General features: G+C 67.9%; 14 protein-coding genes and 2 tRNA genes. 13 read left to right on the top strand and 3 right to left on the bottom strand.

All coding sequences use genetic code 11. From position 1 onward, the window contains the following. Positions 1 to 179: 179 nt before the first annotated feature. The 3 genes from ACZZZF_RS07505 to ACZZZF_RS07495 are packed head-to-tail and all read left to right on the top strand — an operon-like array spanning position 180 to position 1821. Positions 180 to 446, top strand: a complete 267-nt coding sequence (locus ACZZZF_RS07505; protein ID WP_053098914.1) for a hypothetical protein — start codon at positions 180 to 182, stop codon at positions 444 to 446. Positions 447 to 458: 12 nt separating this feature from the next. After that, complete coding sequence (locus tag ACZZZF_RS07500; RefSeq protein ID WP_463497800.1) at positions 459 to 1355, top strand: FHA domain-containing protein; 897 nt, start codon at positions 459 to 461, stop codon at positions 1353 to 1355. Continuing rightward, positions 1348 to 1821, top strand: coding sequence for a heme-binding protein (locus ACZZZF_RS07495; protein WP_400340391.1), 474 nt, complete (start codon positions 1348 to 1350; stop codon positions 1819 to 1821). Before ACZZZF_RS07500 ends, ACZZZF_RS07495 begins: the two co-directional genes overlap by 8 nt. Here ACZZZF_RS07495 and ACZZZF_RS07490 read toward each other — a convergent pair. Genes ACZZZF_RS07490 through ACZZZF_RS07480 form a run of 3 tightly spaced genes read right to left on the bottom strand, consistent with a single transcriptional unit; the run spans position 1811 to position 4278 of the window. Then, positions 1811 to 2311, bottom strand: coding sequence for a hypothetical protein (locus ACZZZF_RS07490; RefSeq protein WP_053098917.1), 501 nt, complete (start codon positions 2309 to 2311; stop codon positions 1811 to 1813). The genes ACZZZF_RS07495 and ACZZZF_RS07490 overlap by 11 nt on opposite strands. Before the next feature lie 31 nt (positions 2312 to 2342). Beyond that, the gene (locus ACZZZF_RS07485; protein ID WP_372984381.1) at positions 2343 to 2858 is read right to left on the bottom strand and encodes a gluconokinase; all 516 of its coding nucleotides are present in this window, start codon (positions 2856 to 2858) and stop codon (positions 2343 to 2345) included. Positions 2859 to 2868: 10 nt separating this feature from the next. Continuing rightward, positions 2869 to 4278, bottom strand: coding sequence for a GntP family permease (locus ACZZZF_RS07480; RefSeq protein WP_372984322.1), 1410 nt, complete (start codon positions 4276 to 4278; stop codon positions 2869 to 2871). Between the two features lie 138 nt (positions 4279 to 4416). Here ACZZZF_RS07480 and ACZZZF_RS07475 point away from each other — a divergent pair, with 138 nt between their 5' ends. The 10 genes from ACZZZF_RS07475 to ACZZZF_RS07430 all read left to right on the top strand — a co-directional run bounded on the left by ACZZZF_RS07475 (position 4417) and on the right by ACZZZF_RS07430 (position 13405). Beyond that, complete coding sequence (locus ACZZZF_RS07475) at positions 4417 to 5124, top strand: FadR/GntR family transcriptional regulator (RefSeq protein WP_400340394.1); 708 nt, start codon at positions 4417 to 4419, stop codon at positions 5122 to 5124. A gap of 120 nt (positions 5125 to 5244) precedes the next feature. Continuing rightward, positions 5245 to 7887: a LuxR C-terminal-related transcriptional regulator gene (locus ACZZZF_RS07470; protein ID WP_463497799.1), complete on the top strand. Its 2643-nt coding sequence runs from the start codon at positions 5245 to 5247 to the stop codon at positions 7885 to 7887. Between the two features lie 261 nt (positions 7888 to 8148). Then, positions 8149 to 8640 carry an FBP domain-containing protein gene (locus ACZZZF_RS07465; protein ID WP_053098921.1) on the top strand — a complete coding sequence of 164 codons (492 nt, stop codon included), beginning with the start codon at positions 8149 to 8151 and terminating at the stop codon, positions 8638 to 8640. A gap of 46 nt (positions 8641 to 8686) precedes the next feature. Further along, entirely contained in the window at positions 8687 to 9481 is a 795-nt protein-coding gene (locus ACZZZF_RS07460) for an enoyl-CoA hydratase/isomerase family protein (protein ID WP_463497798.1), read from the top strand. A 78-nt stretch (positions 9482 to 9559) separates the two neighbouring features. Next, positions 9560 to 10579, top strand: coding sequence for a hypothetical protein (locus ACZZZF_RS07455; RefSeq protein ID WP_157538099.1), 1020 nt, complete (start codon positions 9560 to 9562; stop codon positions 10577 to 10579). A 14-nt stretch (positions 10580 to 10593) separates the two neighbouring features. Beyond that, positions 10594 to 11370: an inositol monophosphatase family protein gene (locus ACZZZF_RS07450; protein WP_463497796.1), complete on the top strand. Its 777-nt coding sequence runs from the start codon at positions 10594 to 10596 to the stop codon at positions 11368 to 11370. A 123-nt stretch (positions 11371 to 11493) separates the two neighbouring features. After that, on the top strand, positions 11494 to 12777 hold the full coding sequence (locus tag ACZZZF_RS07445) for a M23 family metallopeptidase (RefSeq protein WP_463497794.1): 1284 nt from the start codon (positions 11494 to 11496) through the stop codon (positions 12775 to 12777). Positions 12778 to 12844: 67 nt separating this feature from the next. Then, a tRNA-Thr gene (locus ACZZZF_RS07440) sits at positions 12845 to 12916 on the top strand. A 34-nt stretch (positions 12917 to 12950) separates the two neighbouring features. Then, positions 12951 to 13024: transfer RNA gene (locus tag ACZZZF_RS07435), tRNA-Met, on the top strand. A 198-nt stretch (positions 13025 to 13222) separates the two neighbouring features. Continuing rightward, positions 13223 to 13405, top strand: coding sequence for a hypothetical protein (locus ACZZZF_RS07430; RefSeq protein WP_187250039.1), 183 nt, complete (start codon positions 13223 to 13225; stop codon positions 13403 to 13405). Positions 13406 to 13424 lie beyond the last annotated feature (19 nt).

The following is a 13424-nucleotide window of genomic DNA, read 5'->3' as shown; positions in this document are numbered from 1 at the left end:
GTGACACAGGGTTATTCCGCTGGTCACCGCCGTTTGGATGCACCGGCCGCGAAGTTTCTCTGAGCTGCCTCGGAGAGCGGAAGAGAGTTTCTGGACTGTATTCAAAAACATATGGACAGAGTGATCGGGGGCGCGCATAATCGCTTCAACACCACCGGGCACCAGCGAAGGAGCACCCCATGAGTGATGAGAAGGAAACGTCCGAACTGTTCTCCGAGGCCTCGGGGCCGAGTGGAGCATCGATCACGGACTGGACGGATCTCGGCCGAGAGATGTGGGCCTATCTGACCGGTCGCGGAGCGGCGGTCAACTACACGTTCGAGGACATGACCGTGGAAGTCCCTCGGGACATCGGGCCGGATGCGCCTCGCGCGACGTGGAAGTTCAACGGCACGCTGCGCGTGACGACCAGCGACAGCGAGTCCGGCGAGAGCCGGCCGGCCTGACTGCCTGCCACCATGATCCGTCTCGATATCGACCTGAAGGTCGAGCACGTCGCTTCGGACGGCGCATCTCCGACTCGCTTCACGGTGCGTGCCGCGGGTCGGGAGGTCGTCATCTCGTTCGAGTCCACTGCGGGCCTCACCGGCATGGGTCGCCGCGAGCTCACGCAGCTGGCACCTCTCGCCGATGCCTTGTCGCGACGAGGCCTCAGCGTGCGTGTGGAAGGGCCGAAGGGGACTCTGCTCCAGCTCGGCGACGTCAGGTCAGGGCCTGTCGGCCGTGCGATCGCCGGGTCGTCGCACATCAGGCTCGGACATCTGTCGGCGCTGCTCTCGGAGGTGAAGCACCGGGACGATGGCAGCCGGTTCCGCCTCCCCGCCCCGCCGCCCACTCTCTTCCCCCTCGTTCCCACGGTGGCACGTCGGGTGCCGCGGCGGGTGACGACCACCCACTACCTTCCCGGATCCGGTCGACCACGGCTGATCTTCGCGGTCGGGAACGGCGACTGGAACAGCACCAGGCCGCGTGAGTTCGATCTCCTTCCCGGACGGACGACGATCGGCTCGGGCAAGGACGCCGACCTGCGGCTCGAGGGAGTGGAGGCGCTGCACGCCGAAGTCCGCCACAACGAGGACGACGAGTACGTCCTGTATTCGTACGCCCCCACCGGCGGCGGGCGGCCCAATCTGCCGCACAGCTCGGAGGATGCCCGGATTCTGCGCACCGGATCGCGGATCGAGATCGGATCCTGGCGGCTGGCGTTCTATCGTGAGGAGTTCGCCGATCACGGACGCCCCTTCGGAGGGCGTCAGGGTGGCGAGTACGCCTTCCAGAGGCAGCAGCCGATTCGACCGTACGGGTCGGGGAACTCGGCTGAACAGACGCACACGAGAGGTACCGGACATGAGTGACCAGACACGGATCGCGCAGCTCGAGAAGGAGCACGTCGAACTCGTCCTGCGCCGCTTCGACCGCAGGGACGCATGGGAGCTGGGTCGCTCGATCGCAGAACGGGCATTGGCCGAGGGTCACCCGGTCGCGGTGGACGTGCGCACCCCGTCAGGGGTCCTCTTCCACGCATCTCTGCCGGGCGCGACGGCCGACAACGACGCATGGGCGGCGAAGAAGGCGGCGACCGCTCTCAGGTTCGAGACCAGCACTGCCCTGCTCGAAGCGCGCATCGAGAATGGCGGCCGGGACATGTACGAGCCGGGATGGCTCGATCCGGTCGTCTACGCGGTCGCGGGTGGGTCGGTGCCGATCCGCGTCGACGGTGTGGGTGTCGTCGCGGTCGCGACGGTGTCGGGACTTGCGTCATCGGACGACCACGACCTGGTCGTCGAGGGGATCGCAGGGCTGGGTCTGCTCACGGAGTAGCGGCGCGGATCTCGATCTCCGCGTATGGATAGTGGCAGTCGCCGGTCGCACCTGATCGCTCGCAATCGAGATCGGGTACGAGCATCAGCATCGGCGTCCCCGTGAGATCGGGCGGCACCTCGACCGACACCGAGGTCGCTCCGACCTCGAGACGTGAACCGGTGCGCAGATCGCCCTCGGGGGAGCGGATGATCACCTCGCCCGCCCAGAGCTCGTCGAGGCACTCGGGGGGATGCACTGACACGGAGACCGTCTGCCCGGCGGTGGCTGACAGCGGATCGACCGTCAACATCACAGCCACGCCATCACAGCTGAGAGGGCTCGCACGAGGGGCGTCGCTGACCGAACCGGCGCCAAGGGTCGTCTCCGCAGTCGACGCATCGTTCGCAGGCTGAGTTCCGCCGGAGGAGGGCGAGCAGCCAGTCAGCCCGACGCTGAGCGTCGTCGCCGCGACCAGGATCCGCACAGCGCGCCGCATCGAGTTCTTCATGACTCAGAGTGTCGCGGGCCGAGGCATCGTCTCAGTAGTCCGGGTGCAACCGCAGCCGTGACGCGATCTGAGCGGCCTGCTCAGCCGGCGTCAGAGCGATGTCGATCTCGATGGCCCGCTCGTCCGCCTCCAGGGGCTCGAGCGTCGCGAACTGCGAGTCGAGCAGTGTGGCGGGCATGAAGTGCCCCTGGCGGCGCAGCATCCGCTCGAGGATCAGCTCGCGCTCGCCGGCGAAGTGCACGAACGTGACCGCATCCCGGCGAAGCACGTCGCGGTAGCTGCGTCGCAGGGCGGAGCAGGTCACGATGCCGGGCTCGCCGGCGTCGATGCGCTCATCGATCCACTCGGCGATGCGGTCGAGCCAGGGCCAGCGGTCCTCGTCGTTCAGAGCGTGGCCGGCAGCCATCTTGGCGACGTTCGCCTCGGGATGCAGGTCGTCGCCCTCTTCGAACGCCCAGCCGAGACGGCCGGCGAGCATCGCTGCCACGGTCGACTTTCCGGTGCTGGCGACGCCCATGAAGACGAGGACGGGTGCGTTGACGGACATCATGGCGCGTTCAGACGAACATGCTCAGGACGAGGACGCCGGCGAGACCGGTGACGGAGATGAGGCATTCGAGTACTGTCCATGACTTCAGAGTCTGCGGGATGCTGAGGCCGAAGTACTCCTTGATGAGCCAGAAACCCGCATCATTGACATGCGACAGGAACACCGAGCCCGAGCCGATCGCCAGCACCAGCAGCGCGACCATGGGGGAGTCGAGGGTCTCGGTGAGCGGCTGCAGGATGCCGGCGGCGGTGATCGTCGCGACGGTCGCGGATCCCGTGGCGATGCGGATGACCACGGCGACCAGCCACGCGAGGATCAGCACGGAGACGGACGACCCGGAGACGAACTGGGCGATCACGTTGCCGATGCCGGTGTCGACCAGCACCTGCTTGAATCCGCCACCCGCGCCGACGATCAGCAGGATGCCGGCGATCGGGCCGAGCGACGAGCCGACGATGTCGTTGATCTTCGTGCGGTCGAATCCGGCGCCGCGGCCGAGGATGAAGAATCCGGCGAGCACGGCGATGAGCAGGGCGATGACCGGCGTGCCGAGGAAGTCGAGCGCGACCTTCCACGGGGCGTCGGAGCCTGCGGCCGAGATGTCGGCGACGGCCTTGGCGAGCATGAGGAACACGGGGAGCAGGATGCTGAAGAGCGTCGCGCCGAACGACGGGCGGCGACGCTGCTCGATGCCCTCGTCCTCGTCCGTCACGAACAGCTCGGGGACCGGGACGTCGACCCAGCGCTCGGCGAAGCGGGCGAACAGCGGCCCAGAGATGATCACGGCGGGGATCGCGACGATCACACCGAAGGCGAGGGTGAGGCCGAGGTTGGCTCCGAGCGCGTCGATCGCGGCGAGCGGGCCCGGGTGCGGCGGCACGAGGCCGTGCATGGCCGAGAGGCCGGCGAGCGTCGGGATCGCGATGCGCATGAGTGGCGCCCCGGAGCGCCGTGCGACGAGGATGATGACCGGCACGAGGAGCACGAGGCCGACCTCGAAGAACATCGGGAGACCGATGACCGCACCGATGAGTCCCATGACCCACGGCAGCGACCGTGCGCTGGCACGGCTGACGAGCGTATCGACGATGCGGTCGGCACCACCCGAGTCGGCGAGGAGCTTTCCGTAGATGGCACCGAGGGCGATCAGGATTCCCACCCCGCCCATCGTGGTGCCGAATCCGGTCGAGAAGCTGGTGACCGATGCCGCGATGTCCATGCCGGCGATCGCGCCGGTGGCGAGCGCGCCGATGGTGAGCGACAGGAAGGGATGCAGCTTCACCCACGTGATGAGGACGATGATGATCGCGATCCCGAGCACTGCGGCGGTGATCAGCTGACCGGCGGGGCGGTCAGGGGCTGCCGTGTCGGCGACTGCCGTCATGAGCGCGTCGGCGGCGGGGGTGAAGAGTGCCATGAGCTTCCTTGATCCGGGCGTGGTTTACGACCTTATGCCGTACATAATAAGCACGCATACCACGTCATGCGCAACATAACCGAAACAATCGCCTGAGACGTCCCACGTCAACGACCCTGTGGCGGGCATACTCGACATATGACCGTCGCCGGCCCTGCAAGCCCTGTCCACGACTCGCTCGTCGCCGAGCTCGGTCGCGCGATCGTCGACGGCGAGCACCCCCCGGGCTCGCGGATGCTGACGGTGGAGCTCGCTCAGGAGCGGGGAGTGTCCCGCTCCGCCGCCCGTGAGGCGGTGCGGGTCCTCGAGTCCTTCGGTCTTGTCTGGGTGCGGCGGAAATCGGGTGTCGAGGTGCGGCCGCGCGCCGATTGGAACGTCTACGCGCCCGAGGTGATCGCGTGGCGACTCGCGGGCCCCGGTCGCGATGAGCAGCTTCGGGAGCTCAGCCAGCTCCGTTCCGTGATCGAACCGCTCGCTGCACGACTCGCTGCGGTGAACGCGACGTCGGAACAGAAGGTCGAGCTCGTCTCACTCGTCGTCGCGATGAGCGAGGAGGACCACGAGGCCGACCGAGAGCGCTACCTCAGCGCGGACATCAGGCTTCACCGTCTTCTGCTGGATTCGTCCGGCAATCGGATGCTCGCCGCTCTGGGCGGCATGGTCGAGGCAGTGCTCAGGGGGCGCACGGCGCATGACCTCATGCCGCACGTGGCCAATCAGAGCGCTGTGCAGTGGCATCGGGATGTCGCGTTCGCGGTTGCGGGCGGAGATGCCGATGCCGCCGCGTCAGCGATGCGGAGCATCGTCATGGAGGCCGACGAGGCGATGCAGCGCGCTGCCGAATAGCCGAAGAGCCGCATACTCAGCCGATATCTCGGTATACGTCGGCTTTCGCAGTATTCCGGAATCGTTCGCAGACCTACGATCGGATCGCGGAGAGTTTCGCGTTCTCGGGGGAGGCCGGCGATGGAGCAGGGGACAGGCGGACGTGCGCGCGGCGCGCGTCTTCCCCTGCACATGCTCGATCGTCCGCGGCTGACGGAGATCTTCGATCGAGGGCATGCCCTGACGGTCATCAGCGGCCCCGCCGGAGGTGGGAAGTCGGTTCTGCTGAGCCAGTGGGCGACGATGCAGAAAGAACGAGCGGCTGCTGCGGTGCGACTCGGGTTCGACGAGAGCGTCACGAACGAGCACCTCATGCTTCGCGAGATCCTGACCAAGGTCATCGTCCAGGACTTGATCGCTGATCGGAGCACCGCTCGCTCGGCGCTGCGTGGGTTCGACAGCGTCCGGGATCCGGGCGGCGAACTCGGGCGCCTGCTCGGCGACCTGAATCGACCGTGCGTCCTACTGATCGACAATGCGGAGCGGGCCGATGAGCGGTCGCTTCTCGGGCGGGCTCTCGATCTTCTCGACGCCGCACCGCTCCTGCGCATCGTCGTGGCGACGCGCCGCTCGACGGTGACGCGGACGCTGCAGATGCTCGCGTCCGCGGACGTGTGCGTCGTCGGACCCGCGCATCTCTTCTTCACGTGTGACGAGGCTCGGGCGGTGGTGGAACGCGTATCCGGTCAGGCGCTCCCCCCGCATCCGCTCGGTGAGGAGAGCGCACTGCCCCTCGCAGCCCGAGCGTTGGGGCTTGCTCTCGCGACCCATCGGGAACCGGTCGAGATCGCCGCCGTCGAGGTGCAAGGGCTCGCTGATGCTCTGATGGCCAGCCTGATCGGTCCGGATGCTCCGGCCGACTTCCAGGAGTTCCTGCTTCGGACTTCGGTGCCGGGGAGAGTGACGCGCGAGATCGTCCGGCGTCTCGGCTGGCCGGATGGCGGGGACGAGCACCTCGATCGGGCCGAGCTCTACGGACTGGGCATGTGGGAACCGGCGGATGACGGTCTCGGGTTCGTCTACACCCCGCTGCTGCGCGAAGCGCTCGCGCGCCGACTCGATCAGCGGCCACTCGACGCCGTGGCACCGATCCGCCGAACAGTCGCGCTGTGGGCTTCCGAGCACGGCCGCCATCTCGAGGCGCTGACCAACGCGATGAGAGCGAGGGACTACGTCCTCGCGGTGCGCCTCGGGCGCAAGTCCTGGTTCATCCTCTCGCGGTCGAGTCCGCGCGAAGTCGAGACGCTGCTGCGTCGCGAGAATCCTCTCGTGCTCGCGCGTCATCCGCTGCTCGGCATGCTGCTGGCTTTGGTCCTGCTGCGTCTCGGTCAACGGCTGCGCGCGTTCGCCTATTTCCAGGGCGCCGCGCTGTCACTCGGCCGCCGGGGCGTCGACGATGACCCCGTCGAGCGGTTCTGGATGCTCAGCGCGAAGGCGCTGGCCGAGCGGTTCGCCGGGCAGTTCCGGCGATCCGGGATGTCCGCCGATCTGGTTGTTCAGGTCTTCCACACGATGGATGCCGAGCAGCGTGCGGAGTGCACCGGATTCGCGGCGCTGCTGCTCAGCAACTGCGGGCTCAGCTTCTTTCAGCTGGGTCGGATCTCGGATGCCATCGAGGTCCTGGAGCTCGGAATGACGATTCAGGTCGCGCATACCGTCATGATCCTCGAAGACGGTGTCGGTCTGCGGATGCCCGATGACGACGGCGGCTGGTATCACTGCGCTGCGACTCTCGCCGGCGTATACGCCCTGCGGGGACGGCTGTCCGATGCGCGGCGGGTCCTCGACGAGATCGACGGCGTCGATCCGCCGCCCGCCTGGCGATCGGAGCAGTTCGGGATACTGGAGCAGATCGCCCACGCCGTCATCGCCATCGCGGCGCTCGATCTCGACGAGGCCAGACGTCGTACGGATTCGATCGCACACCACCTGGGAACGACGGAGCTCTGGCCCTACCTCGTCTGCGTTCAGAGCGAGATCGAGGTGCGCGAGGGGCGCGCGGCCGAGGCATCGCTGGCCATCGCCCATTCGCTCGGACGGGGCGTGAACTCGGCGGTCTCCGACTACGGATCGTCCCGGCTGACCGTCGCGCAGGCGATGGCGTCGCTGGCGCTCGGCGACCAGACGGCGGCCCGACGGACTGCGGCAGGGCTCCCGGGCGATGATCCGGCTCGGCTCGCCGTCGAGGCGTTCGTCGCGCTCCTCACCGGTGACGACGCGCGTTCCTACGCCGCGGCCGAGGTCGCCCAGGCCGAACGCGACCCGGACCTCGACCGGCTCTGCCTCGCAGCCATCACGTCCTCAGCCGCGGCAGCACGGTTGGGCAGGCGTGAGGCGTCTGCTCGCGCGATGTCTCGCGCCGTCGCCGTGATGCGAGAGCAGCGCTCTCAGGCTCCGCTCGCGCTCTTCGCCGGTGACGTGCTGAGCGAGGTGCGCGAACTGTGCGCGCCGACCGAGCAGGAATTCCTCGACTCCTATCTTGCGCGCGCCTCGGACGGATGCCCGTTCCCGGCGCTGCCGCCCCCGGTCAGGCTCACGTCGAGAGAACTCGCGGTGATGCGAGAGCTGCGGACGACGTCGTCCACCGACGCGCTCGCCGCGGCACTCTTCGTCTCACCGAACACGGTGAAGGTCCAACGTCGCAGCGCGTATCGCAAGCTCGGTGCGTCGAACAGGGAGGAGGCTCTTCTGCGCGCCGCAGAGCTGGGGCTGCTCGAGGAATGAGCGACTGACCGGTCGATCGAGGCGCACCCCGAGTTCGGGTGACGCGCGGTGCGCCTCAGAGTCGGGAGCGTGGGAGGGGTGAACCTGGGGGTTCGTGCTCTCGTCGACCTGTGTTCACGATAGGTGCGGGCGCGTCGGGGTCGTGAGGGAGCGCATCGAACACGCGGTATTTCGCCCTGGAACTCACCCTGGCCGCGCCTCGCCGCGATCTCGGACGCCTGGCCGCGACCCCATGCGCACCGGTGTTCATAGACTGGAGCGATGCGAGCGCTCACCGAAGCAGACGTCCGTGCCTCGTTCGTCAATGCGGATGCCGACGAGCTGCGGGTCATGGAGATGCCCCACGACTTCGTCCTGATCGACTGGGACTACCTGGACTTCTTCGCGTGGCGAGACCCGAGTGCGGGTCGGCGCGGCTACGTGCTCACTCAGCACGACGGTGAGGTCTCGGGGTTCGTGCTGCGAGTCTCGGACCCCGGCCGAGGTCGTTCGGGCATGTGCAACATCTGCCACACCATGCAGCCGGGAAACCAGGTGGCGCTCTTCTCAGCACGGCTCGCAGGCGAGGCCGGTGAGCGGGGCGACTCCGTCGGCACCTACATGTGCGCCGATCTCTCCTGTCACGAGAACGTGAGACTCGCCCACCCGCTCGCCCCGAACGAGATCCTCGCCCCCGGACAGGTGGACGTCCGTCTCGACGGCACGAGGCGGCGAATGGAGGCCTTCGTGGGCCGCGTGAGGCAGCAGGCCTGATCACGGTTAGCCTGGTCGCATACGTCCTGCGCTCGAAGGAGAAGCCATGAACGATGCCATCCTGTTCACCGTCGATGAGGGGCTGGCCCGGCTCACACTGAACCGTCCCTCACGGCTCAATGCCTTCAACTCCGATCTGGCGCACGCGTGGCGCGACGCGACGGCCGAGGCGACGTCGCGCATGGATGTGAAGGCGATCCTGATCGATGCGGCGGGCCCCGCGTTCTGCGCCGGCGGTGATGTCATCGAGATGGCGACGACGATGGGATCGGGTGACGAGATCACGGCCCTGGCCGAAGTCATCAACGCCGGGATCCGGTCGCTGACCGAGTCTGCGGTGCCGGTCGTCGCCGCAGCCCACGGGACGACCGCCGGCGGCGGGCTCGGCATCCTGCTCAGCAGCGACTACGCCGTGGTCGGCTCACGCTCTCGGCTGGGCAGCCTCTATGCGAACATCGGGCTGACACCCGACCTGTCGGTCTCGGCTCAGCTCGCTCGAGCGGTCGGACAGCGCCGCGCGCTGCAGCTGGTGCTGCAGGACCGCCTCCTGACGGCCGCGGAAGCCGTGGAATGGGGCCTCGTCGCAGAGGCCGTCGACGGGGCCGACTCTGCGGACGAAGCCGGCCGGGTGAGGGCGCGTGCGGAGGAGATCGCCCGCTCCTGGCTCGCCGGTGCCGCTGAAGCGTACGGTCACGCGAAGCGCCTCGTCCGCTCTCAGCCCGAGCGGACGTTCGCCGAGCAGCTGAGCGAGGAGGCGCGCTCGATCGGCGCCTCCCTGGCGACCCCGGACGCTCACGCCCGGATCGCCGCGTTCGCCGCGGCATCCGCACGCAAGGGCTGATTCCCGCGGGAGCCGGTTCGCCTCGATGTATCCACGGATCATGTCGAGGCTCCTGCCTCCGCGCCGACGCATGCAAGGATGAACGCAACGCCGCTCAACGAGAGGAACGCGATGTCGCAGCCGGAGATCACCCAGCAGCCCCCCGCGCTGGTCGAGAAGAAGAACATGTCCCTTCTCATCAGAGGGGCGATCTGGATCGCCATCGGTGCACTCATCGCCGCGGCGCTCGTCTGCGTCGTCTGGGTTCTGATCGGTGATCAGGACGGGCTGATCGGGCGGGCATTCCTCACGATCCTCCTGCTCGCCGCGTTCGCAGGGATCGCGATCCTCGAGGCGGGACTCGCCCCCAACCGTCCCGACTGGCTCGCGCTGTCGAGCATGGTCAGCTGGATCGTGGCTCTGCTGGTCGGAGCGGTCAAGATCTGGCTGCCCGAGGACGACGCGTTCTTCACCGGTGCAGAGCGCTTCTTCCAGCTGCTGCTCGTGGTGGGAATCCTGCAGCTCGCCCTGCTGCATGTGAGGCTGTTCACTCCGGCCGCGCAGCGTCACGTGACGACGTTCACCCGCATCATCTACATCGCGACGATCGTGTTCCTCGGCGGCCTCGTGGCCATGCTGATCTTCTTCCTCACCTTCCCGCACACCTTCGACTACGGCGAGCTGTACTGGCGAATCGTCGTCGCACTCACGATCCTGGCCGCGGTCGGAACCACGTTGATCCCGCTGCTCAACGCCCTGTTCGCTCCTCGCAAGCCGGCCGGCGCTCGTGCCGCCGCCGCGGCGCAGAGTGTCGCAGCCGCTCCGGCATGGCCGACCTACGCAGACGGTGTGACGCCCCTGCCGGTGCTGCCCGACGGCTCGCCGGACTGGAATGCCTACTACACCGGCCACCCGTCGCCGCAGCCGCAGCAGGCGCTCCCTGTCGCTCCCGCGCCGCAGGGGTTCCCCGTGGCGCCGTTCCCGACCGCGCCTGAGCCGTACTCGCAGGGCCCGGCGACGCCTCCGGCTCCGCCCGCGCCCGCGGCTCACGACGCGTACCCGCCGGCTCCCACTGCTCACGACGCCTACCCGCCGGCTCCGCCGCTGCCTCCCCAGTGAGCATCGAACTCGAAATGGCTGACCTCGCCCGCCGGATCGCACGCGAGGCGGGCGACCTGGCGCGGCGCCGTCGCGACGAGGGCGTGCACCTCGCCGCCACGAAGTCGACGCTGGCGGACATCGTCACCGATGCCGATCGCGAAGTCGAAGCGCTCGTCCGCGACCGGCTGAGGGTCGCTCGACCCGGCGACGGCTTCCTGGGCGAAGAGTCGGAGGCTGAACCCGGCGTGACCGGCATCACCTGGGTTGTCGATCCGATCGACGGCACGGTGAACTACGCCTACGGAATCCCCTCCTATGCCGTGAGCATCGCGGCAGTGAGGGGCAGCGCAGTCGCGGGGGAGTGGGAGGCGCTCGCCGCTGCCGTCTACGCGCCCGCAACCGCCGAGATGTTCACCGCCGCTCGAGGTCATGGCGCCTTCCTGGGCGACGTGCGGCTGTCGGTCACGACCGAGACGCCGGCGGGAGCGCTGCTCGCCACCGGATTCGGCTACGACCCCGCGACGCATGACGGCGACCTCGCGACCGTGCGCAGGATCATGCCGATCGCGAGAGACCTCCGCCGCGCAGGCTCTGCCGCCCTCGACCTCGCTTTCGTGGCCTCCGGGCGGCTGGACGGCTACTTCGAGCGCGGCCTGAAGCCGTGGGATCACGCGGCAGGCGCGCTGCTGGTCACCGAGGCGGGGGGCGATGTCTCGCTGATCGACCGTGCCTCCGCGAGACCCATGCTCATCGCGGGTGGCACTGAGGTCCATCAGCGCGTCCTCGATATTCTTCGAGATGAAACGTGAACGATTCATGGCATTCACAGGTGGATCAGGCTAGGGTTTATCCGATCGTTACTTTCATCGGCCCGAATCGGTGAAGGTCGTAAGCGCCCCCGAGCTTGACGTTTGAACCCGAGAGAATCTGATTTGCCCTTCGAGAATCCCCAGGCTGCCTCTGCGCCCACGCGCCGCTCCAGCCGTCCCCGCACTGCGGCCTTCGAGGCCTCCGCGGCAGGAGTGACGGAAGCCGTCTCCGAAGCCGCGCCCGTCTCCGAAGCCACGGCCGTCCCCTCCGAGGCTCCCCTGTCTCGTCGTGCCGCCCGCCAGCGACTGAACACCGCAGAGGTCTTCATCGCCGCGACCGCGGTCGCGGCGGCGTCAGCAGCATCCGACTCCGCCGACGTCGTCGTGAGCGAGACCGCTGAGGCTCCCGCGGACGTCGCCGAGCCGATCGTCATCGAGCCGATCGTCGCCGAGCCGAGTTCGATGCCCGCAGCAGCCGAGCACGATCAGCCCGACTCGGAGCGCGCGGACGACGCAAGCCACCGTTCGAGCGACGAGGATGCCTTCGAGACGGCTGCCCGTGCATTCCGTCGCGTGGCACCCGAGGCCGCGGCCGAGCCCGCCGAGGACCCGACGGAGGCCGCCGAGGCTGACGAGACTCCGGTCGAGCATGTCGTGCGCCGTCGCCCGTCTGCACGCAAGTTCCTCGCCGTCGGTGCGACCGTCGGCGTGATGAGCCTTGCCGGTCTCCTCGCCGTCGGCATGACCCTTCCTGCCGAAGCCGTCGCCGCAGTGCAGGGAACGCCGTCGCTCGCGGCGACGTCCCTCGTCGCTGCATCGGGTACGGCGTCGAAGGCTGCATCCGACGACGAGATCCAGGCGTTCGTCACGTCTTCCGACGTGCAGAACGAGCCGCTCGCGCGCTCCGACAGCTTCTCGAGCGTGTCTCTCATCCAGGTGGCATCGGAAGAGGGCATCAACTACTCGAACGAGGTCTTCACCAACGACGCCGAGGCTGCCATCCAGTGGCCGTTCAAGGTCGGCGTGGGTATGAGCTCGGGATACGGCATGCGCTGGGGTCGTCTGCACGAGGGAATCGACTTCGTCCCCGGTGAGGGAGCGCCCATCCAGGCGATCGCCGACGGCGTGGTGCGCATCGCCACCGAGCAGGGCGGCGCCTACGGCGTCACCGTGTACATCGACCACGTGATCGACGGACAGATCGTCACGAGCCACTACTCGCACATGCAGTACGGCTCGCTGCAGGTCAAGCCTGGGCAGACCGTGAAGGTCGGCGACGTCGTCGGCCACACCGGAAACACCGGTCGTTCCTACGGAGCGCACCTGCACTTCGAGATCATCATCAACGGCGGCACGATCGATCCGTTGCCGTGGTTGCGCGAGAACGCGGGTCGTACCTCGTACTGACACCTCGATTTCATGAGGACGCCACAGTGATGGTATTCTCGTGTGGTTGCCCCGCGAGGGGCAGCACGCCCCGATAGCTCAGTGGCAGAGCACTTCCATGGTAAGGAAGGGGTCGTCAGTTCAATCCTGACTCGGGGCTCACAGCGTTTGTATCTGCGATGCGGATGCGGTGTGGCAGGGTAGCTCAGCTGGTCAGAGCGCACGACTCATAATCGTGAGGTCGCGGGTTCAAGCCCCGCTCCTGCTACAGATGAAAACCCCCGGGATTCCCGGGGGTTTTTGCGTACCCGGGCTCAGGATCGACCGAGACGCACTGCGGGCACGATGTTCGCACGGTGCCCACCCGATCGGGTGAGGTTCGGCGTGCGCGATGTCAAGGGGATGCCCTGGCGAGGCCTGCGGCGGTCACACTGGTCGTCCAGTACCCGGACGATAGGAGCGACTCATGTCAGACCCCCACGCAGCACCGGACGAAGGCGCCGAGATCGACGCGACCGGCGTGGACGCCGACTTCGTGACGAACGACCCGGACCCCGAGGTCGACCCCGCCACCCCGGGTGAGAGCCAGAAGGCCGACGGCGACAATGCGGATCACCCGGACGAGCTCGAGGTCGGCGACCTCCCCTGACCACGCACGAAGACGGGCC

This window comes from Microbacterium sp. AC215 (genome assembly GCF_979258645.1).
This window is presented reverse-complemented; position numbering and strand designations above follow the sequence as displayed.

Coding starts and splice junctions, on each gene's coding strand:
- ACZZZF_RS07460 (WP_463497798.1), top strand. CDS start 8,687: ATGAACGATGCCATCCTGTTCACCGTCGATGAGGGGCTGGCCCGGCTC.
- ACZZZF_RS07485 (WP_372984381.1), bottom strand. CDS start 2,858: ATGTCCGTCAACGCACCCGTCCTCGTCTTCATGGGCGTCGCCAGCACC.
- ACZZZF_RS07455 (WP_157538099.1), top strand. CDS start 9,560: ATGAACGCAACGCCGCTCAACGAGAGGAACGCGATGTCGCAGCCGGAG.
- ACZZZF_RS07490 (WP_053098917.1), bottom strand. CDS start 2,311: ATGAAGAACTCGATGCGGCGCGCTGTGCGGATCCTGGTCGCGGCGACG.
- ACZZZF_RS07450 (WP_463497796.1), top strand. CDS start 10,594: ATGGCTGACCTCGCCCGCCGGATCGCACGCGAGGCGGGCGACCTGGCG.
- ACZZZF_RS07480 (WP_372984322.1), bottom strand. CDS start 4,278: ATGGCACTCTTCACCCCCGCCGCCGACGCGCTCATGACGGCAGTCGCC.
- ACZZZF_RS07430 (WP_187250039.1), top strand. CDS start 13,223: ATGTCAGACCCCCACGCAGCACCGGACGAAGGCGCCGAGATCGACGCG.
- ACZZZF_RS07505 (WP_053098914.1), top strand. CDS start 180: ATGAGTGATGAGAAGGAAACGTCCGAACTGTTCTCCGAGGCCTCGGGG.
- ACZZZF_RS07465 (WP_053098921.1), top strand. CDS start 8,149: ATGCGAGCGCTCACCGAAGCAGACGTCCGTGCCTCGTTCGTCAATGCG.
- ACZZZF_RS07470 (WP_463497799.1), top strand. CDS start 5,245: ATGGAGCAGGGGACAGGCGGACGTGCGCGCGGCGCGCGTCTTCCCCTG.
- ACZZZF_RS07475 (WP_400340394.1), top strand. CDS start 4,417: ATGACCGTCGCCGGCCCTGCAAGCCCTGTCCACGACTCGCTCGTCGCC.
- ACZZZF_RS07495 (WP_400340391.1), top strand. CDS start 1,348: ATGAGTGACCAGACACGGATCGCGCAGCTCGAGAAGGAGCACGTCGAA.
- ACZZZF_RS07500 (WP_463497800.1), top strand. CDS start 459: ATGATCCGTCTCGATATCGACCTGAAGGTCGAGCACGTCGCTTCGGAC.